18 protein-coding genes are annotated in these 19946 nt (G+C 67.2%); 8 read left to right on the top strand and 10 right to left on the bottom strand.

Going from position 1 to position 19946, the window contains the following annotated elements; translation table 11 throughout:
• Nucleotides 1-43: 43 nt before the first annotated feature.
• The 8 genes from AC1DS0_RS27265 to AC1DS0_RS27230 form a co-directional block, all read right to left on the bottom strand.
• Nucleotides 44-808 (bottom strand): Phenylacetic acid catabolic protein, encoded by a 765-nt coding sequence (locus tag AC1DS0_RS27265; RefSeq protein ID WP_476817354.1) that lies wholly within the window; start codon nt 806-808, stop codon nt 44-46.
• A complete protein-coding gene (paaE, locus tag AC1DS0_RS27260) occupies nt 798-1871 on the bottom strand; it encodes a 1,2-phenylacetyl-CoA epoxidase subunit PaaE (protein ID WP_476817353.1) in 1074 nt (357 codons plus the stop codon). The genes AC1DS0_RS27265 and paaE overlap by 11 nt, the downstream gene beginning before the upstream one ends.
• Nucleotides 1872-1878: 7 nt before the next feature.
• The gene (gene paaD / locus AC1DS0_RS27255) at nt 1879-2382 is read right to left on the bottom strand and encodes a 1,2-phenylacetyl-CoA epoxidase subunit PaaD (protein ID WP_476817352.1); all 504 of its coding nucleotides are present in this window, start codon (nt 2380-2382) and stop codon (nt 1879-1881) included.
• Nucleotides 2383-2392: 10 nt separating this feature from the next.
• A complete protein-coding gene (paaC, locus tag AC1DS0_RS27250) occupies nt 2393-3160 on the bottom strand; it encodes a 1,2-phenylacetyl-CoA epoxidase subunit PaaC (RefSeq protein ID WP_476817351.1) in 768 nt (255 codons plus the stop codon).
• Nucleotides 3160-3444: a 1,2-phenylacetyl-CoA epoxidase subunit PaaB gene (gene paaB, locus AC1DS0_RS27245; RefSeq protein ID WP_038360406.1), complete on the bottom strand. Its 285-nt coding sequence runs from the start codon at nt 3442-3444 to the stop codon at nt 3160-3162. Before paaB ends, paaC begins: the two co-directional genes overlap by 1 nt.
• A gap of 24 nt (nt 3445-3468) precedes the next feature.
• Entirely contained in the window at nt 3469-4473 is a 1005-nt protein-coding gene (gene paaA, locus AC1DS0_RS27240; protein ID WP_476817350.1) for a 1,2-phenylacetyl-CoA epoxidase subunit PaaA, read from the bottom strand.
• Between the two features lie 28 nt (nt 4474-4501).
• Nucleotides 4502-5707, bottom strand: a complete 1206-nt coding sequence (gene pcaF, locus AC1DS0_RS27235; protein WP_476817349.1) for a 3-oxoadipyl-CoA thiolase — start codon at nt 5705-5707, stop codon at nt 4502-4504.
• A gap of 308 nt (nt 5708-6015) precedes the next feature.
• On the bottom strand, nt 6016-7032 hold the full coding sequence (locus AC1DS0_RS27230; protein WP_476817348.1) for an SMP-30/gluconolactonase/LRE family protein: 1017 nt from the start codon (nt 7030-7032) through the stop codon (nt 6016-6018).
• A 208-nt stretch (nt 7033-7240) separates the two neighbouring features.
• On the opposite strand from AC1DS0_RS27230, the gene AC1DS0_RS27225 reads away from it, so the two are divergent.
• Genes AC1DS0_RS27225 through meaB form a run of 5 tightly spaced genes read left to right on the top strand, consistent with a single transcriptional unit; the run spans nt 7241 to nt 13170 of the window.
• Nucleotides 7241-8986, top strand: a complete 1746-nt coding sequence (locus AC1DS0_RS27225; RefSeq protein ID WP_476817347.1) for a methylmalonyl-CoA mutase family protein — start codon at nt 7241-7243, stop codon at nt 8984-8986.
• 4 nt (nt 8987-8990) lie between these two features.
• Nucleotides 8991-9398 carry a cobalamin B12-binding domain-containing protein gene (locus tag AC1DS0_RS27220; RefSeq protein ID WP_126112509.1) on the top strand — a complete coding sequence of 136 codons (408 nt, stop codon included), beginning with the start codon at nt 8991-8993 and terminating at the stop codon, nt 9396-9398.
• Nucleotides 9391-10932, top strand: coding sequence for a class I adenylate-forming enzyme family protein (locus AC1DS0_RS27215; protein ID WP_476817346.1), 1542 nt, complete (start codon nt 9391-9393; stop codon nt 10930-10932). The genes AC1DS0_RS27220 and AC1DS0_RS27215 overlap by 8 nt, the downstream gene beginning before the upstream one ends.
• Nucleotides 10925-12124, top strand: a complete 1200-nt coding sequence (locus tag AC1DS0_RS27210; RefSeq protein ID WP_476817345.1) for a thiolase family protein — start codon at nt 10925-10927, stop codon at nt 12122-12124. Before AC1DS0_RS27215 ends, AC1DS0_RS27210 begins: the two co-directional genes overlap by 8 nt.
• The gene (meaB, locus tag AC1DS0_RS27205; protein WP_476817344.1) at nt 12121-13170 is read left to right on the top strand and encodes a methylmalonyl Co-A mutase-associated GTPase MeaB; all 1050 of its coding nucleotides are present in this window, start codon (nt 12121-12123) and stop codon (nt 13168-13170) included. The genes AC1DS0_RS27210 and meaB overlap by 4 nt, the downstream gene beginning before the upstream one ends.
• On the opposite strand, the gene AC1DS0_RS27200 is transcribed toward meaB, so the two are convergent.
• Together AC1DS0_RS27200 and AC1DS0_RS27195 are read right to left on the bottom strand one after the other, a co-directional pair.
• On the bottom strand, nt 13171-13707 hold the full coding sequence (locus AC1DS0_RS27200) for an Lrp/AsnC family transcriptional regulator (RefSeq protein ID WP_476817343.1): 537 nt from the start codon (nt 13705-13707) through the stop codon (nt 13171-13173).
• Between the two features lie 156 nt (nt 13708-13863).
• Nucleotides 13864-16443, bottom strand: coding sequence for a N,N-dimethylformamidase beta subunit family domain-containing protein (locus tag AC1DS0_RS27195; protein WP_476817342.1), 2580 nt, complete (start codon nt 16441-16443; stop codon nt 13864-13866).
• A gap of 242 nt (nt 16444-16685) precedes the next feature.
• Here AC1DS0_RS27195 and AC1DS0_RS27190 point away from each other — a divergent pair, with 242 nt between their 5' ends.
• The 3 genes from AC1DS0_RS27190 to AC1DS0_RS27180 are packed head-to-tail and all read left to right on the top strand — an operon-like array spanning nt 16686 to nt 19915.
• Nucleotides 16686-18002 (top strand): ABC transporter substrate-binding protein, encoded by a 1317-nt coding sequence (locus tag AC1DS0_RS27190; RefSeq protein WP_476817341.1) that lies wholly within the window; start codon nt 16686-16688, stop codon nt 18000-18002.
• Nucleotides 18003-18006: 4 nt separating this feature from the next.
• Nucleotides 18007-19026: a carbohydrate ABC transporter permease gene (locus AC1DS0_RS27185; protein WP_476817340.1), complete on the top strand. Its 1020-nt coding sequence runs from the start codon at nt 18007-18009 to the stop codon at nt 19024-19026.
• 10 nt (nt 19027-19036) lie between these two features.
• A complete protein-coding gene (locus AC1DS0_RS27180; RefSeq protein WP_476817339.1) occupies nt 19037-19915 on the top strand; it encodes a carbohydrate ABC transporter permease in 879 nt (292 codons plus the stop codon).
• Nucleotides 19916-19946 lie beyond the last annotated feature (31 nt).

Raw genomic sequence — 19946 nt, 5'->3', positions numbered from 1 at the left:
TCGTGGTGTGCGGTTTGGCGCCGTCGTCGGTTGGAAGTGCTGGTCAGGCGATGCCGATGCCGCGCAGCAGGTCGTCCACCTGCCGTTCCCAGGCTGCGGCGAGCTCGGCATTGCCGGTGTGGCGCAGGCCGAATTTCTTCTGCGTCTCGAAATGTGCCGAGCTGCCGCGGCCGAAGCTCACGGCGACGCGCGGGCGCCAATAGGCGAGCGCAGCGGCGACTTGCGGTCGGTTGCCGGCGTCTTCCAGCAATTTCCGCAAGCCCTCCTCACCGAGCTCCTTGTGCCGGCGCTCACGCGGCAGGATGGCGCGGAAGATCTCGCCGAGCGGCTGATAGGAAAGCCCCGCGAACTCCTCGATCTGGATCACCACGGCCTGGCCCATCAGCACGTTCATCACGACCGCATCGAGCCAGCCCTGCAGCGGATAATGCAGCACGGCGAGCCGCATGTCGGAGCCGTGGCGGGCAGCGCCGAGATCGCTGTCGCGCGCCACGCGCTCGGCCCAGGGATGGTGGTTGGCATAGCGCGAGATGTCGGCGCCGAACTCGCCCATCACCGCGAGGACGCGCTCGGCATGGTCGAGCTTCTCCAGCACGATGCGGGAGGCGGCGATGCGCTCCTTGATGCCCGGGCCCTGGTTGATGATGTCGGCGAAGCCGGCAGCACCGGCCAGCTCACTGTCGACGAAGGTCGCCATCAAGCGCAGCAACTCGCCGCGATAGCGCGGCGGCGCGTTCTCGGGCGTGGTCAGCTTGCCGCCCTGCGCAAGATAGGCCTCGAGCGGCATGGCGTCGGTGTCACTGGTCATAGGTCACCACCACTCGATCGGAGAGCGGATAGCATTGGCAGGTCAGGACATAGCCCTGGCGGACCTCGTAGTCTTCGAGAGCGTGATTGGTCTCCATTTCGACCTCGCCCTCGACGACCATGGCGCGGCAGGTCGAGCAGACACCCGCCTTGCAGGCATAGGGCGCATCGAGGCTGGCCCCGAGCGCGGCCTCCAGGATGGTCTGTCCGGTCTTGGCCATCTCGATCACGCGGGTGGTACCATCGAGCGTGATCGTCGCGGTGCAGGTCGCGGCCTTGCCGTTGTCGGCGGTGGTCCTGACAACATGCTTGCCGCGGCGCGGTGCCGAGGCGAACAGCTCGAACTTGATCTGGTCGTCGCGCAGACCGTGCTCGCGCAGCGCCGCCGCGATCGCCAGCATCATCGGCTCGGGCCCGCAGATGAAGGCCATGTCGATGGCAGCGATGTTGATCCAGCCCTTGAACAGCCTGGCGCATTTCTCCGCGTCGATGCGGCCGGAGAAGAGCTCGACCTCCTGCGCCTCGCTCTCCAGCACATGCACCACGTTGAAGCGGCCGAGATGGGTGTTCTTGATGTCCTCCAGCTCCTCGCGGAACATGATCGAACTGACCGAGCGGTTGCCGTAGACTAGTGTGAAGCGCGATCCCGGCTCGCGCGCCAATGTCGTCTTGATCAGCGAGAGCACGGGTGTGATGCCGCTGCCGCCGGCGAAGCCGAGATAGTGCCGCTTCTCCTCTGGCTTCAGCGGCACATGGAAGGCGCCCATCGGCGGCATCGCCTCGACCACGTCGCCTGGCTTCAAGTCCTCGTTGGCCCAGGTCGAGAAGGCGCCACCATCGACGCGCTTGATGCCGACCTTGAGCACGCCCTCGTCCTTGCCGGTGCAGATCGAATAGGACCGGCGCAGCTCCTCGCCCTCGAAATCGCGGCGGAAGGTCAGGTATTGGCCTTGCGTGAAGTCGAAGGCAGCGCGGTCTTCGGCGCGCGGCGCGAGTGTGACGACGACCGCATCGCGCGTCTCGCGGCGGATATCGGCGACCTCCAGTTGAAAGAAGCGGGCCATCGATCCCTCAGATGCTCTTGAAGTAGTCGAACGGTTCGAGACAGTCGGTGCAGCGGAAATGCGCCTTGCAGGGCGTCGAGCCGAACTGACTGATGCGCTCGGTCCGCAACGAGCCGCAGCGCGGGCAGGAGACCAGAAGCGGCACCAGCGCGCCGGCGCAGGCGGCCGTGCCCTCGACCGGTGGTGCGATGCCGTAGTCGCGCAGCTTGGCGCGCCCCTCGGCGCTGATCCAGGCCGTGGTCCAGGCCGGCGACAATTGCCGCTTGAGCTTGAGCTTCTCGATACCGTGCTCACGCAAGCCGCGCTCGATCTCGAAATTGATCACACCGGTCGCCGGGCAGCCGGAATAGGTCGGGGTCACCGTCACCTCCAGCAGGTCATCGGCCCAGGCGACATCGCGGATGATGCCCAGGTCGACCAGCGAGATCACCGGGATCTCGGGGTCCGGAATCTCGCCGAGCCAGGACCAGATCTCCGCGATTGCGGGGCGCGTCAGGGTAGCGGCGTCCATCTGCGCCTCCTCACCAGCGCGCGCGGGGATAGGCGCGCTGCAGGAACTGCATCTCCGCCAGGATGAAGCCGAGATGCTCGGAATGAACGCCGCGGCGGCCACCCTTCTGGGCGAAGCTCTTCTCCGGCGCCTTCAGCGTCGCATCGGCGAAGGTGCGGGCGACGTGCTCCTGCCAGGCGGCTTTGAGCGAGCCGGGTTCCGGTGCGAGGCCTGATGCCACCAGTTCCTCGTCGAGCGCGTCGGCGATGAACATCTCGCCGGTATAGGGCCAGAGGAAATCCACGGCCGCCTGCATGCGGGCATGGCTTTCCGCAGTGCCGTCACCGAGACGGACGACCAGATCGGCGCTGCGCTCGAGATGATAGGCGACCTCCTTCGAGGCCTTCTCGGCGATCTCGGCGATACACCTGTCGGCCGAGTTCATCAGCGCCTTCAGCAGCGGCAGATGCCAGGCGTCGAAGAGATATTGCCGCATCAGGGTACGGCCGAAATCGCCGTTCGGCTGCTCGACCAGCAGGAGATTGCGATAGCCGGAGACGTCGCGCAGGAAGGCGAGCTGGTCGGATGTCCGGCCTTTGCCCTCGGCCTCGCAGGCGAGCCCGAGCCAGAGCTGGGTCTGGCCGATCAGGTCGAGCGCGGTGTTGGCGAGCGCGATGTCCTCTTCCAGCGCCGGGGCATGGCCGCACCATTCCGAATTGCGATGGCCGAGGATCAGGCAATTGTCGCCCATGCGCAGCGCAAACTCGGCGACCGCCGTGGAAGAGACCGGGGCGCTCATCACATGTGCCCCACTTCGTCCGGCACGTCGAAGAAGGTCGGGTGCCGGTAGACCTTGGCGTTGGCGGGGTCGAACAGCGGTCCCTTGTCGGAAGGCGCGCTGGCGACGATGTCGGCCGAGCGCACCACCCAGATGCTCACGCCCTCATTGCGGCGCGTATAGACGTCGCGCGCATTGAGGATCGCCATCTCGGCGTCAGGCGCGTGCAGGCTGCCGACATGCCGGTGGTTGAGGCCGTGCTGGCCGCGGATGAAGACCTCCCAGAGGGGCCATTCGCTGGACATCATCAGCTCCCTTTGGTCGGTGCGTTACTCGGCGGCGATGCGCGAGGCCTGGCGCCGGGCCGCCTGCTTGCTGGCATGGGCGGTGAGCCCGTCGCGGAACCAGGCGCCGTCGTTCCAGGCCTTGCGCCGTGCCTCCAGCCGCTCGCGATTGCACGGGCCCTCGCCGGCGATCACCGCGAAGAACTCGGTCCAGTCCGGCTCGCCGAAATCATGGCCGCCCTTCTCCTCGTTCCAGGCCAGCGCGGGATCGGGGACGGTGAGGCCGAGATACTTGGCCTGCGGCACGGTCTGGTCGACGAATTTCTGGCGCAGCTCGTCATTGGAATCCTGCTTGATGTTCCAGGCCATCGACTGCGCCGAATGCACCGAGGCGTCGTCCGAGGGGCCGAACATCATCAAAGACGGCCACCACCAGCGGTCGAGCGCGTCCTGCGCCATCGCCTTCTGCTCCGGCGTGCCCTTGCTGAGCACGGTCATGATGTCGAAGCCCTGGCGCTGGTGGAAGCTCTCCTCCTTGCAGATGCGCACCATCGCCCGGGCGTAAGGGCCGTAGGAGCAGCGCTGCAGCGGCACTTGGTTCATGATCGCCGCGCCGTCGACCAGCCAGCCGATCGCGCCGATATCGGCCCAGCTCAGCGTCGGATAGTTGAAGATCGAGGAGTACTTCGCCTTGCCGGAATGGAGCTGCTCGTACATCTGGTCGCGGCTGATGCCGAGCGTCTCCGCCGCGCAGTAGAGGTAGAGCCCGTGGCCGGCCTCGTCCTGCACCTTGGCGAGCAGGATCGCCTTGCGTTCCAGGGTCGGGGCGCGTGTGATCCAGTTGCCCTCTGGCAATTGGCCGACGATCTCGGAATGGGCGTGCTGGCTGATCTGCCGGATCAGCGTCTTGCGGTAATCCTCCGGCATCCACTCCTTCGGCTCGATCTTCTGGCCGGCGTCGATGCGCTCCTGGAAGGCGCGCTCCTGCGGCTCCATCTCGTCGAGGCTGCGGACCCGCTTCGCCTCGGTCTTCACCATCTGGGCATACATCGGCCTGCCTCCTGTTCCGCCTCGCGCGTCAGACGCGCTCGAGGATCACTGCAATCCCCTGCCCCACCCCGACGCACATCGTGCAGAGAGCAAAACGCCCACCCGTGCGCTGGAGTTGCCACATCGCCGTCGTCGCCAGCCGGGCGCCGCTCGCCCCCAGCGGGTGGCCGAGCGCGATCGCGCCGCCATTCGGGTTCACCTGCGGCGCGTCGTCCGGCAGGCCAAGCTCGCGCAGCACCGCGAGCCCCTGCGCCGCAAACGCCTCGTTCAACTCGATCACATCCATCTGTCCGAGTTCCAGCCCGGCGCGCTGCAGCACCCTGCGCACCGCCGGCACCGGACCGATGCCCATGATGCGCGGCGCGACGCCGGCCGCTGCCATGGCGACGACGCGGGCGCGCGGCGTCAGGCCGTTCGCCTTCGCCGCCTGCTCGCTCGCCACGATCAGCGCCGCCGAGCCGTCATTGACGCCCGAGGCATTGCCGGCGGTGACGCTGAGATCGGGGCCGTTGACGCCCTTGAGCCTGGCCAATTGCTCCAGCGTCACGTCGGAGCGCGGATGCTCGTCGCGGTCGACGACAAGTGGATCGCCCTTCTTCTGCGGCACGGCGACCGGCGCCATCTCATCGGCGAAGCGGCCGGCGGCCTGGGCGGCGGCCCAGCGCTGCTGGCTGCGCAGCGCAAAGGCATCCTGATCGGCACGCGAGACGCCGAAATCGGCGGCGACATTGTCGGCCGTCTCGGGCATGGAATCGATGCCATAGGCCTTCTTCAGCTTCGGGTTGACGAAGCGCCAGCCGATCGTGGTGTCGTAGACCGCATTGGCCCGCGAGAAGGCGGCATCGGCCTTCGGCATCACGAAGGGCGCGCGCGACATGCTCTCGACGCCGCCGGCGAGCATCAGCTCGCAGTCGCCGGCGCGGATCGAGCGCGCGGCGAGCCCGAGCGCATCGAGCCCTGAGCCGCAGAGCCGGTTCACGGTGGTGCCGGGCACGTCGACCGGCAGACCGGAGAGGAGCACGGCCATGCGCGCGACATTGCGATTGTCTTCGCCGGCCTGGTTGGCGCAGCCGAAGATGACATCGTCGACCTGGGCCCAGTCGACGGAGGGGTTGCGCTGCATCAGCGCCGCGAGGGGGATGGCCGCCAGATCATCGGCCCGGACGCTCGAAAGCGCCCCACCATAGCGGCCGACCGGCGTGCGAACCGCATCGCAAATGAAAGCGTCCGCCAAGGTGCCTCTCCCCGAAATCCGCCGTTTCGTTTTTATCAACCGACCGGTCGGTCATTTAATTGCACGAATTCGAGGAGAGATCAACTGGCCTGACGGATTGTCGCGACTGGCCCGGCAGGCCGGCAACGCCACTTCGGAAACGAAAACGGGCCCCGAAGAGCCCGTTATCGATTGAATGTCCTCGCGGCGGACGATCGATTCATGCGCCGGCCGCTCAGCCACAACCGCTGCTTATTCAGGGACAATGTTGCCGGCGAAGCAGTTCACGTTGCGAAGAGCGGCGGGATGCTGGCGCCCGGCGCGGTCGTTCAGCCGCCGGGGACGCCCTGCGTATTGACGTAGAGCGAATAGACGCCGCGACCGGTGACCATGAACAGCCGGTTGCGCTTGGAGCCGCCGAAGCAGAGGTTCGCCGCCCGCTCCGGCAGGGCGATCGCGCCAATGCGCTTGCCCTCGGGCGACAGCACCAGCACGCCGTCCATGCCTTCCTTCACGGCGCCATAGGCGCACCAGAGATTGCCGTCGACATCGCAGCGGATGCCGTCGGGCGCCTCGCCCTCCCCGCAGCTGAAGAACACCGAGCCGTTGGCGAGTTTCGTGCCGCCGTCGACGACGTCGTAGGCGCGGATGCTCACCGGCTTCGAGAAGGAATCGACGATGTAGAGTTTCTTCTCGCCCGGCGAGAAGCAGAGCCCGTTGGGCGCGGTGATGTCGCTGGCGACGACCGTCGCCTTGCCAGACGAGTCGACCCGGTAGACGTTGTTCGGCAGTTCGGGCGTCGCCTTGTCACCGGAATAGTGGCCGGAGATGCCGAAGGGCGGATCGGTGAACCAGACCGCGCCATCCGAGGCGACGACGACGTCGTTGGGCGAGTTCAGCTTCTTGCCGTCATAGTTGTCGATCAGCACGGTGACGCTGCCGTCGTGCTCTGTGCGCGTAACGCGCCGTCCGTGCTCGGCGGCGATCAGCCGGCCCTGCCGGTCGCGCGTCAGGCCGTTGGCGTAGTTCGCCGGCCGCCGGAAGATGCTGACCGCCCCGGTTTCCTCCTCCCATTTCAGGATGCGGTTGTTGGGGATGTCGGTCCAGAGCAGGAAGCGCCCGTCGCCGAACCAGACCGGGCCTTCGGTGTAGCGGGTCTCGCCGGTCGCGATGCGCTCCACCGCGGCGAAGAACACCATGTACTTGGAAAAGCTCGGATCGAGCGCCCGCACCGCCGGATCAGGGTAGCGCGGGCTCGGCTGCCATTCGGCACTGGCCGTCCGCACCCATCCATTCGCTGCGATTGCGCCGGAACCGGCCAGCAGATGCCGTCGCGAGATGTCCATGGCGTTCACCCTCCCAACCGAGCCGTTGCGCTTCCAACAATCCTGATCACTCTTTGTCGCGCTTTCTGCTTTACTATGATATTAAAATCGCTGATACAGCAATAGCGAACGCCATTGTTAGCGCAATGAGCGGCTTTCACAGGGAGAGACCGGGGAGGTTCGCTCGCGGCGCGGCAGCGCAGGCGACGACGCCTTGCGGGAGAACGCCATGACGAGAATGCTGGCCAGCCGCCGACGTGACCTGGACGTGGAAGTGCCGGATGAGTCCGCCGGGCAGCGCAGCGGCCCTGCGGCGGAGCTGATCGCGGAAGAGGCGCGCTGGCGGCGCGAGACCTTCGCGCCGGATGCGGCCCGGGCCGAGCGGCAACGCAATTTCGTCACCGATTGCGGCCTCGAGGTGAAGCCGCTCTATACCCCAGCTGATCTCGACGCGATCGGCTTCGACCATGCCGCCGATCTCGGCTTCCCCGGCGAGTTCCCGTTCACCCGCGGCGATCGCGGCGCCATGAACCGGGGCGAGCCCTTCGTCGTCTCCGCCTATTCCGGCTTCGGCGAGGCTGAGCGCTGCAACCAGCGCTTCCGCACCCTGATCGACTGGGGCGCCGAGCAGATCCTCGTCGCCTTGGACCTGCCGACCCAGTGCGGCTACGATTCAGACCACGCCATGGCGACGGCCGAGGTCGGCCAGGTCGGCGTCGCCGTCAGCTCGCTCGCCGATATGGAGCAGCTCTTCCACGGCATCCCGCTCGACAGCATCAAGCGCGTCGGTACGCTCGGCAATTCGATCGGCCCGATCGTGCTGGCGCTGTTCGCAGCGCTCGGCGAGAAGCAGGGCATCCCCTGGGCAAACTACGTCGTCAACCTGCAGAACGACCCGCTCAAGGAATACATCGCCCGCGGCACCCAGATCCTGCCGGCGGAACCGGCGGCCAAGCTCGCCTGCGACGCGGTCGAATGGTGCATCGACAATGCGCCGAACTGGTCGCCGATGACGGTCTGCGTCAATCACATCAATGCCGGCGGCGCCGGCTCCAGCCTTGGCACCGCGATCGCCCTCGCCAACGCCCACTACTATCTCGACGACCTCCTGGCGCGCGGCCATTCGATCGACGAGGTCGCGCCGCTGCTGCACATGTTCGCCGACGAGCGCCACGACTTCTTCGTCAGCATCTCCAATCTGCGTGCCCTGCGGCGGATCTGGGCCCGGCGCATGCGCGAGCGCTACGGCGCGACGCTGCCGGCCGCGATGGCTCTGCGGACCACGGTCTACGGCCATGGCCAGGAGGCGCTGCAGGAGCCGCTCAACAACATCTCGCGCATCGCCTTCGGCACGCTCGCCTATGTGCTGGGCGGCGCGTCCTATGTCTACATCGCCTCCTATGATGAGGCGGTCTCGACCCCGGGCGAACAGTCGCTCAAGGTCGCGCTGCGGACCCAGCAGGTGATCGCCAGCGAGCACGGCTTCGCCGACACGGTCGATCCGCTCGGCGGCTCCTATTATGTCGAGAGCCTGACCCATAGCGTCGAACGGCAAATCCTCGATGCGCTCGGCATGATCGAGGAGAAGGGCGGTGCCCTCGCCGTCATCCGCGACGGCATAGGCCGGCGCCTGATGACCGAGGGCGCGGTGCGCCGGCAGAAGGCGATCGACAGCGGCCAGCGGCCCTGGGTCACGGTCAACCAGCGGCCGCAGAAGCCCGATGTCGCCAACACCGCCTTCCGCATCGACCCGGGCGCAGCGATCGACCAGGTGGTGCGGCTGCAGCGCGTGCGCGCCGAGCGCAACGAGGCCCGCGTCAGCGCCGCGCTGGCGGCGGTGCGCGAGGCGACGGCGTCCGGCGCCAATGTCACACCTTCGGTGCTGGAGGCGGTGCGGGCCTATGCCACCGTCGGTGAGATCGTCGAGATCTGGCGCGATATCTTCGGCCATTTCTCCCCCTCGACCGAATTCTGAGCCGATGACGCTGTCGAACCGCAAGATCCGCGTCCTGATGGCAAAGGTCGGCCTGGACGGCCACGATGTCGGCGCCCGCGTCGTCGCTCGCGGCCTGCTCGAAGCCGGCATGGAGGTGATCTACACCGGGCTGCGCCGCACGCCGGAACAGGTCGCGCGCGCCGCCGTCGAGGAGGACGTCGACTGGATCGGCATCAGCATCCTGTCCGGCGCCCACCTGACCCTGCTGCCGCGCCTGCGCCGCCTGCTCGACGAGAACGGGGCGGAGGACATCCGCATCATGGCGGGCGGCATCATCCCGCAGGAAGACATCCCCGAGCTCAGCAAGGCAGGCGTCTCGCGCGTCTTCCTGTCGGGCACCGCGATCGCCGAGATCGTCGACTATCTGATGGCCGAGACCGTCCATGACTGAGCCTTTCGCAGCGCCGACCCTTCCCGGACTGATGCGCCGGGCCGCACAGCGTTTTTCGGAGCGCATCGCGCTGATCGCCGGCGAACTCCGCTGGACCTTCCGCGAATTCGATGAGATTGCCGCCACCCTCGCCGCCAATCTCGCGCAGCGCCTGCCAGCCGGAGCACGGGTCGGGCTCTTCATGGCCAACCGGCCGGAGTACCTGATGCTGCAGAGCGCGATCGAGCGCGCCGGGCTGGTGCGCGTGCCGCTCAACGCCCGGCTGACCAGCGTCGAGGCTGCGACCATCCTCGCCGATTGCGGCGCGACGGCCGTCTTCCACGACGCGGAAACCGCGGCCCTCCTGCCGGCTGGGCAGTCGCTCTGGCTCTGCGCGGTCGATGGCGGCCCGCCCAGCGGCGGCCCGGACTTTGCCGAGCTGCTCCAGCCTGCAACCGCCTTGGCGGATCGCCTGCCAGCGCCGGACGATCTCGCCTCGATCAACTACACCTCCGGCAGCTCGGGGCGGCCGAAGGGCGTGATGCTGGAACACCGGCACTGGCTGGCCGTGACCCGCAACATGCTGCTCGACCGCGACATGCGCCGCGACGACGTCGTGGCCCATATCGGCCCGCTCACCCATGCCAGCGGCACCTATTTCGCGCCCTGGTTCCTGCGCGGCGCGACCAGCGTGCTCATCTCCGGCGTCGATACCCTGCTCGATGCGATCCCGGCGCTGGGCGTCACCGCCTTCACCTGCGTGCCGACGGTGCTGACGCGCATCGTCAACCATCCGCGTATCGGCCGGATCGACACCTCCTCGCTGCGCTTCATCGGCTATGGCGCCGAGCCGGTCCCGCGCAACACGCTGGAGAAGGCGCTCGCCCGTTTCGGGCCGATCCTGACCCAGAATTACGGGTTGACCGAAGCGATGATGACCTGCGTCTTCCTGCCGCCGGAAGACCATTTCGACGCCGATGGCGCGCCGCGGATCGGCTGCATCGGCCGGCCCTACAGCTTCGTCGAGATCGTTGCCCGCGCGCCCGATGGCAGCCCGGTGCCCGCCGGCGAGATCGGCGAGCTCACCGTGCGCGCCGACCATGTCATGCGCGGCTATTGGGGCATGCCGGAAGAAACCGCGAAGGTGCTGCGCGAGGGCTGGCTCTGGTCGGGCGATCTCTGCCGGATCAGCGAGGACGGGCTGGTGACGCTAACCGGGCGCAGCAAGGACATGCTGATCAGCGGTGGCTTCAACATCTATCCGCAGGAGGTCGAGGCGGTGCTGACCAGCCTCGCCGATGTCGCCGAGGCCGCCGTGCTCGGCCTGCCCGATCCCGACTGGGGCGAGGTCGCCGTCGCCTTCGTCGCACCGGTGCCGGGCAGGAGGCTCTCGGTGGACGAGGTCCGCGCCGGCTGCCGCGCCATCCTCGGCTTCAAGACCCCCAAGCGCATCCTGATCGAGGACACCTTGCCGAAGAACCCGAACGGCAAGGTCGACAAGAAGCTGCTGCGCCAGCGCCTCGCCGAGCCCGAGCGGGAGCCTGATCATGTCTGACGACAACGATGTCATCGTCACCGCCTTCGCGCGCACCCCGTTCGGCCGCTTCGGCGGCGCCCTCGCCGAGGTCTTCGCGCCGCGCCTCGCCGCCATCGCCATCGATGCGGTGCTCGACCGGACCGAGCTCGAGCCTGCCGCAGTCGAGGCGCTCTATATGGGCGTCGGCATGATCGCCTCGGCCGCCTTCACCCCGGCGCGGCAGGCAGTGCTGCTGTCGCGCTTGCGGCAGGAGACGCCCTCGCTCGCCATCGACCGCGCCTGCTGCTCGGGCATGAGCGCGATCGGCCTCGGCTGGCGCGACATCCGCCTCGGCTTCGCCGATGCGGTGATCTGCGGCGGCGTCGACAATCTCAGCCAGACGCCGCTGCTCTGGCCGCGGCGGCGCGACAAGCCGCTCGGGCCCGTCACCGCCGAGGACCCACTGCTGCTGCGCTCGCCGACGGTCAACGCCGCGATCGCGGCCTACACTTCGCGCGAGGCGCTCGGCCACGGCATCGACCGCACCGCGCAGGACGATTGGGCGGCCGGCAGCCATGAGCGCTATTTCGCGGCGGAAGCGTCGGGCTATTTCGAGGCTGAACGCATTGCCCTTGGCCTGCCCGGCAAGAGCGGCAATGAGCGCATCGCCCTGGATGAATCGCCACGCCGCGACAGTTCGCGCGAAAAGCTCGCGACGTTGCGGACGGTCTATGACAGCGAGACAATCACCGCCGGCAACGCGCCCGGCCTCAATGACGGCGCGGCCTTCCTGCTCTTGGTCTCGCGCCAGCTCGCCGAGGCGCGCGGGCTGCCGATCCTCGCCGAGATCACCCATTATGGGCAGGTCTCTGATGGGCCGACCTCGGGTTCCTATACGCCGGCGATCAGCATCTCCCGGCTACTGGCCAAGGCCGAGCGCACTGCCGGGGATCTCGACCTGATCGAGATCAACGAGGCCTTCGCCGCGACGCCGCTGGTGAGCACGCTGCGCCTCGCCGATGGCGATGTCGGTGCGGCCGAGAAGCTGCGCGCCCGGACCAACCGGCATGGCGGCGCCGTCGCGCTCGGCCATCCCCTCGGTGCGAGCGGCGCGCGGCTCGCCATGACGCTGGTCAACGGCCTGACGCGGCGCGGCGGCGGGCGTGGCGCGGCGGCAATCTGCGGCGGCTACGGCCAGGGCGACGCCCTGCTGATCGAGGTCGGTGCATGAGTGGCGCAGGAGCGCTCGACGGCCGGACGGTCCGCCGGCTGTCGCGCGCGATCAGCACGGTCGAGGATCGTGCAGCCGGTTATGAGGACATCCTGTCGGGCGCCTATCGGGCTCCGGCGAAGGCCAGGGTCATCGGCGTCACCGGCCCGCCCGGCGCCGGCAAGTCGACGCTGGTCGATGCGTTGACCGCCCATTGGGCCGGAGCCGGCGAGCGTGTCGCAGTGCTCGCGGTCGATCCGTCCAGTCCCTTTTCGGGCGGCGCTGTGCTCGGCGACCGCGTCCGCATGGATCGCAGCTCCGACCTGCCCGGCGTCTATCTGCGCAGCATCTCGGCGCGCGGCGAAGGCGGTGGGCTCAGCGCCGCGGTCTGCGACATCGTCGCGCTGCTCGACGAAGCTGGCTTCGACCGCGTCGTGATCGAGACGGTCGGCGCCGGCCAGGCCGACATCGCCGTGGCGGACGCAGCCGACTGCACGCTCGTCGTTTTCGTGCCGGGCCTGGGCGACGACATCCAGGCGGCCAAGGCCGGGCTGATGGAGGTCGGTGACGTCTACGCCGTCAACAAGGGCGACCTGCCCGGCGCCAAGGCGACAGTCGCCGAGATCAATGGCGCGATCGGCGTGGCCTATGTCGGCACGCCGGGCGTCAACGCGGCCGATCCGGCCGTGACGACGGCACAGCCGAACTCCTCGCCCGGCCGCCTCGCCGTGCTGCGGCGCCATGGCGATGCAGCCCGCGACGGCACGCTCTGGCGCCCGCCCGTCCAGTTGGTCAGCGCCCGCAGCGGCGACGGCGCTGCCGATCTCGCTGAGACAGTCGACGCCTTCCTTGGCTGGTGCAGCGAGAGCGGGCGGCTGGCGCTGCGCCGACGCAGCCGTATCCGGGCACAGATGCTGAGAACCCTCGGCTCGGCGCTGATCGATCCCTATTTGCGGAGCACCGGAAAAGCCGCGGAAGCGCTTGCCGGCAGCATCGAACGCGTCCTCGCCAGCGCGACGAGCCCAGCCGAGGCGGTCGCCCAGCTGGTCAGGGATGCATCGCGCTGATCAACGCGCCTTGGTGCTCTTCTTAGGCGCCGGTTCGGCCTTTGCGACCTGCTCGCGGGGGGACCTGTTCGGCCGCATCACCGAAGGCTTCGGCATGAACTTGAAGGCCCGCTTGTGGACCTCGAGGATCGTGCGGGTGTTGACGCGCACGATGCCCTCGACCTGCGACAGCCGGTTGGTGACGAAGTCGACGAGCTCGGTGTTGTCGGAAAAGGTCGCGCCCGCGAAGATGTCGAAGCCGCCGGTGGTGATGTAGACGAAATACATCTCCGGGATCGCCGACAATTCGCGCGCCGCCTGCCGGATTCGGCGCGTCTCGACCTCGATCTCCATCATCACCCAGACCGAATGGCCGAGTTGCAGCGGATTGGAGAGGGCGACGAACTCGATCACGCCGGATTCGACCAGGCGCGCCATACGGTTGCGGATAGTTGACTCGGGGATTTCGAGCGCTTCGGCGATGGACTTGGCGGGAGCGCGGGCATCCTTGTGCAGGAGGTTGATGATGCCGACGTCGATTTCGTCCAGAGCCGCCACCCGCTTCTCCTGCAATTGCGCCCTCGAATCGCAAAACCATAGGAGGCGGCCGCGCGGGCCGCAATTGCTGCGCTGCCGAAAGAATCCGAATTGACCGCCGGAAACCGCTGAAACGCCGGGACTGCGCCCAGGCTCAGACGGAATCGTGCAATCTCCTCAGCCGCCCTTGCCGGGCATGGCGAACGGTGCCGGATCAAGGAAGCGCTCCAGCACATTGCGCGTCAGCCGCGAGATGTTGTTGTCGTAGCCATTGTGCGCGAGGCTGCCGACATAGGCGATCGAGCCGGTCGAGAACACCGCGCCGCCGGACGGGCATTCGAAGAACACCATGTCGGCGCGGACGCGGGCGCTCTGCAAGGCGTTGGTCGCGCCGTTCGGGACGAGCACCGCGTCATTGGCCATATGGAAGGCGTTGGTGTGGTTCTCCGAGGAGGCCAGGACCAGCGTGTGCGGCGGCGAGCCGGCGCTGACGTCGCAGGCATCGATCTCGTCGCCGGCTGCGCCGCCGCCCAGATGCCCGAAATCGCCGAGGATCTCATCCTCGATGCCAGCGAAGATGAAGGCGGCGCGCGGATCGCCACTCTCGGAGCGCCGGCGGTAATAGGACGAGGCGTCGAAGCCCTGGGCGATGAAGCCGACGCCGGCCAGCGTGTTCGGCGAGCGGCCCTGGCGGCTCCAGAGCCCGCCATATTCGCCGGTGAAGCTCATATAGTATTCGCCGGGCGCCGCATGCCAGGCGCGGGTGCCGTCCTCAGCCCGGCGCACTTCGATGATCCCGTCCGATTGCGGGTGATAGGCGACGCGCCAGTAGAAGCCATTGCCGCCGAGATACATCAAGCGACCGCCGCCCTTCAGATAGCCCTCCAGCGCGTTCATCATCTCGAGCGAGACATATTCGGGATGCGAGCCGGTCAGCACGGCCTGGTAGCCTTCTAGCAGGCTCGCGCCCTCGCGGTGCAGATCATCGTCGGTGACGACGTCGTAGTCGCAGCCGATCGCCTCCAGCCAGTCGACGACGAAGAGATCGCTGGAGAAGTTCCAGAGCCGCCCCTTCGGCCGGACATTCGTCATCGGGCGCAGGCGCGTGCCATAGCAGACGCCGCTGCCGTCATTATGAACGCAATAGGTCGACAGGCCGATCGGATGGTGCAGCAACTGCATGTCGGTGACGTCGAAATCGAGCAGATGCCCGCGCAGCATCTCGGTTCCCGAGGCGAGGAAGCGGGCCTTGTTGTTGGCGTAGATCGTGTAGGTCGCGGTCGGCGCGAGATAGGCGACCTTGGCGGTGCGCTTTCCGCGCGGCGGGCGCACGAAGAAGGGGACATGGGTTTCCGCGCCCTCGCCGCGCAGGCGCGCCGCATAGACCCCGCTCTTGCAGTCCTCGGGGACGGTGAAGACGAAGCTCGTCTGCCAGCGGGCATCGTCGATGTCGTCGTCATGGAAATGGATCGCGCCGTATTGCTGCGGCGCCCGCTTCCAATCCATCTCGGCCGCGTCCCAGTTATGGCCGGTCACGGCGCGGGTCGGCAGGTTGACCGTCCGGCCGTGCAATTGGTGCGGCCCGCGATCGACGATGCGGTCGGAGCCGATCTCCGCCGAGAAATCCCAGGCGGCGAGCAGCGCTCCGTCAGCCAGTTCCGCTGCGATCGGCTGATCCAGCTGCTCCCGCGGCAGCGCCTGCGCGAACAGGCGCGGCGCCTCCAGCTTGCCGTTGTAATGGGCGCCGGGCGCCAGTCCGTCGGCGCTCGCATCGGGCCAGGCGGCGATCATCAGTGGCACATCCGGCGTTGCCGGCAGGATCGCGACATCGCACGTGACCGAGGCCGCGCGGCCGGTATGGATGCTGTGATCCTCCAGCGGCCGCTGCGATAGCTCGACCCGGCGCGAGGCGGCATCGAAGCTCGCCGAGAACAGATGCCAGCGCCGCTCGGCCACGGCGATCCCTGTGGAGATATCGACGACCTCGGTGCCGTCGCCAAGCCGCAGCGCCAGCGCGCCACCTTCATCGAGATAGAGCCCGAAGCCGCGCTTCGAGCGCTGCGACCAGGCGCCGAACAGCGCCTGCGGCTGCTTTCCGATCAGGGTCGGCCAGGCCAGGATCTGCAGGCTGAAGCTCTCCAGTTGCGCCGGCAGCTTAGGCAACTCGATGTAGGAGCCGAGCCGCAGTTTCTGTTCGCCGCCGGGATAATCGCCGCTCGCGGGCGAGGCGATCTCCGTCTCGCGATAGCCCTCCCCGCCCCGGCCGGTCTGCGGCGCGCGCAGGCGGACGATATCGGCGCGATAGCCGGCGATCCCAGGCGTGCTCACCTTGAAGGCGATGCTGTCTCCCGGCGCGGCGCTGATGCGATCGGCATAAGCGAGGATGGCCCTCGCCGGGTCGGGCACCACGACCGGCGGCCCGTCGCTCGGCGGCTCCGGAATGGCGAGTTCACCCAAGGCGGTGGCGAGATCGTGGCCGGTCATGGCGTGCCAGCGCAGCTTAAACACGGTCCATTCGGCTTCGGCGAGATCGGTGAAGACGACGCCGGGCACCGGGACAGGCCGCAAGGGATTGCCGGTCATCCGCGCCAGCAGCCAGCGCGCCCTAGGGGTCTCGACGATCAGGCAGTGCTTGCCCTCGATCGGCGCGCTCCGCATCCGGTCGAGCACCGCCTGCAATTCGGGGCTGTGATGGCCGAGCGGACGGCGCCGGAACTCATGCGCCAGATCCAGGCGCGAGGGATCAATCTCGTACATCGCAGGCCTTCACTCCCCGTGGCGGCAATCTGCCCGGTCGGTCCGGGCTCCACCAGCGCGACCGGCGCATGCCCGAACTGACCGAATCCGCCATTGCGCGGAAGCTTGCTCGCCGAAAACGCTTAACTGGTTTCATGATTTTGCATAAAGCGCAATATATGACCAATATTTCTGTTGAATGAGCACAATCACGTCGCTAATGTCGCGGTAACGGCGACCAACGCCGGTCCGGGGAGGACGACATGGAGACGCTCAGCAGGACGGGTTCGATCAACCGGCGGCAGCTCATGGCGGGAGCAGGCGCCTTCTCGGCAGGGACTTTGTCAGGGGCCGGCCGCTTCGGCGCTGCGCAGGCGGCAGCGCCGATCAACTTCGTCGGCTGGACCTTCCGGCCGGACATGGTCCAGGGCTATGTCGACTTCTACAACAAGACCTATGGCGAGAAGGTCAGCTACTCGACGCTGCCCTGGCCGCAATTCCACCAGACGCTGGAATCACGCGCCTTCGCCGGCGACATCGTCGACGTGATGTACTGCTTCCACACCTTCCGGGAGCGCTGGGCGCAGACTGGATTGATCCGCACGCTCGACGACCTGCCGGGCGTTGACGAGCTCAAGAAGGCGATGATGCCGGCCAATCTCGAAAGCCTGCTCAACCGGGAGGGCAAGCTCATCGCGCTGCCCTATTTCGTCAATCTCTACATCCTGATGCACAACGAGCCGATGCTGCAGCAAGGCGGCTTCGCCAAGCCGGCGGCGAGCTTCGACGAGCTGATCGAGCAATGCGTCAAGCTGAAGAAGGACAAGATCGCCGAATATCCCTACCTGCCGAACTGGAACCCGACGATCACCGGCACGACGCCGCAATTCCTGACCGACAGCTTCGCCGAGGGCGCGACCGTCTTCGACGCCAAGAACAGGCTGGTGATCGACCAGGACCCGGCGGTGGCGCAGGTGCTGGAGCGCTGGAAGAAGGTCTATGCGCTCGGCCTCGTCACGCCCGAGATCTTCACCAAGCCGTCCTCGACCGACGTGCACCGGATGATGTTCACCGGGCGCTACGCCTATCACAGCAACATCTCGAACTATCTGCAGACGATCGCCAGCGACATCAAGGAATCCCTGCTCGCACCGAAGAAGGCGAAGATGACGCCTTATCCGGGGAAGGTCGGCAGCACGTATATGTGGACCGATTCCTATGTGCTCAACGCCAACACCAAGTCGATCGAGAGCGCCTGGAAGCTGATGCAGTTCGTCGGCGGCAACCTGCACAAGGATTGGTATGTGCAGCAGCAATGGGCGATCGGCTCGGGCCTCGATAACGTCTACCCCGATCTCTACAAGGAACCGGCGGTCGTCACCTCCTACGCCAACTGGGTCGACCTGCCGACGCTGCGCGCCCAGTACGACAAGGGCAAGGTCAGCGGCGCCTTCAAGGAGCAATGGTATCCGGAATACGACGCCCGTTCGGTGACGATCCTGCACGACATGATCCGCAAGAACCTGTCGGTCGCCGAGACGATCAAGGCGCTGGTCGCCCTGCACAAGTCGCTGGCCTGAGCGGATGACGGCGCTCGACCCCGGCCGGCCGGATCTCGCGCTCCAGCCGGAGGCTTCTGCTTCCGGCCCGGCGCGGACCCGCTGGTTCGCGCGCAAGGACCGGCAGGCCGTCCAGTCCGAGGGCTGGTTCGCGGCAATGCTGGTGTCGCCGGCCTTGCTGGTGATCCTGCTGATCGTCTTCCTGCCGCTGGTCTATTCGATCTGGCTGAGCTTCGCCGAGGTCGACCTGCTGCGGCCGGGCGGCACGGCGATCACGATCTTCGGCATGCGGTTGCCGCTCTACCGCTTCGCCGGGCTCGCCAATTACAGCAAGGTCCTGTCCGACCCGCTCTACTGGCAGGCGCTGCTGCGCACTGTCTATTTCGTGGCGCTCTTCGTAATCGAGGCAGTGGTGATCGGCCTTGCCATGGCGCTGGTGCTCAACGCCCATTTCGCCGGGCGCGGGCTGATGCGGGCGATGCTGCTGGTGCCGTGGTCGATGTCGCGCATCGCGGTCGGCATCCTCTGGCTCGGCATGCTCGATGCCGATTTCGGCGCGATCAACGGCATCCTCTACCGGCTCGGCCTGATCGACCACTACCTCTCCTTCTTCAGCGACGGCTTCACGGCGCTCAACGTGCTGATCGTCGTCTATGTCTGGAACCAGGCGCCCTTCGCGACGATCCTGTTCCTGGCCGGGCTGCAGTCGATCCCGCAGGACCTCTATCACGCGGCTTCCGTCGACGGCGCCGGCTTCTGGCGCAAGCTCTGGCACATCACCCTGCCCTCGCTGCGGCCGATGATGTTCCTCGTGCTGGTGCTGGCGACCGTCAACGGCTTCCTGATGCTCGACCTCATCTATGTGATGACCTCCGGCGGCCCCGGCAACGACACAACGACAGTGACCTGGCTCGGCTACCGCACCGCCTTCAGCTTCTTCAAGTTCGGCCCAGGCACGGCGGTCCTGTTCACGCTGACGCTGATCTGCGTCGGGCTGACCGTGATCTACCACCGCCTCGTCCTCTCGAAGTTCCAGAGCGAGTAGGAGGAGCGCCATGCCGACCGTCATTGCGCGCAACCACAGCAAGCTCTGGCCGGCGCTCGGCCTCTATGGCCTCGTCGCGCTGGTCGCGCTCTGGCTGATCGGACCGTTCCTCTGGCTGTTCATCAGCAGCATCAGCGAGCAGCGCGATCTGCTCGCCCGGCCGATGCCGCTCTTCCCGCCGAACCCGAGCTTTGCCAACTACGCCAAGATCTTCGGGCTGGTCGAATTCCACGCCCAGCACCAGTCGGCGCAGATCCTGCCCTCGCTTGGCAACAGCGTCGTCGTCACGCTGATCGTTACCGCGCTCAATATCGTGCTGGGGAGCGGTGCCGGCTATGCCTATGCCCGCTTCCAGCATCCGGTGATGAAAATCACGCTCTACGCCATCCTGTTCACCCGCATGCTGCCGGTCGTCGTGCTGATGCCGGCGCTGTTCCTGATCATGCGCCAGCTCGGCCTGCAGAACACGCTGAGCGGGCTCGTGCTGGCCTATTGCTCCTTCACCTTCCCCTTCACGATCTGGATCCTGAAATCCTATTTCGAGACCATCCCGCGCGAACTCGAGGAGAGCGCGCTGGTCGATGGCTGCTCGCGGCTGCAGGCCTTCGTGAAGGTCATCCTGCCGATCTCCGGGCCGGGCCTCGTCGCCGCCGGCGCCTTCACCTTCGTGCTGTGCTGGAACGAGTTCCTGGTGGCACAGGTGCTGAACTCGAAACCGGGCACCACGACCCTGCCTCCGACCGTCGCCGGCATGCTCGGCCAGGCCAATATCGACTACTCGGTGATCGCAGCCTCGGGCTTCCTCTCGGCCATTCCGGCGGTGATCCTCGCCCTCGTCTTCCAACGCTACATGGTCCAGGGGCTCACCGCCGGGTCGGTGAAGGGCTGATCGTTCCCTTAAGGCCGCCCGTCGCTCGCAA

This window comes from Allobosea sp. P4_H5 (genome assembly GCF_056400825.1).
This window is presented reverse-complemented; position numbering and strand designations above follow the sequence as displayed.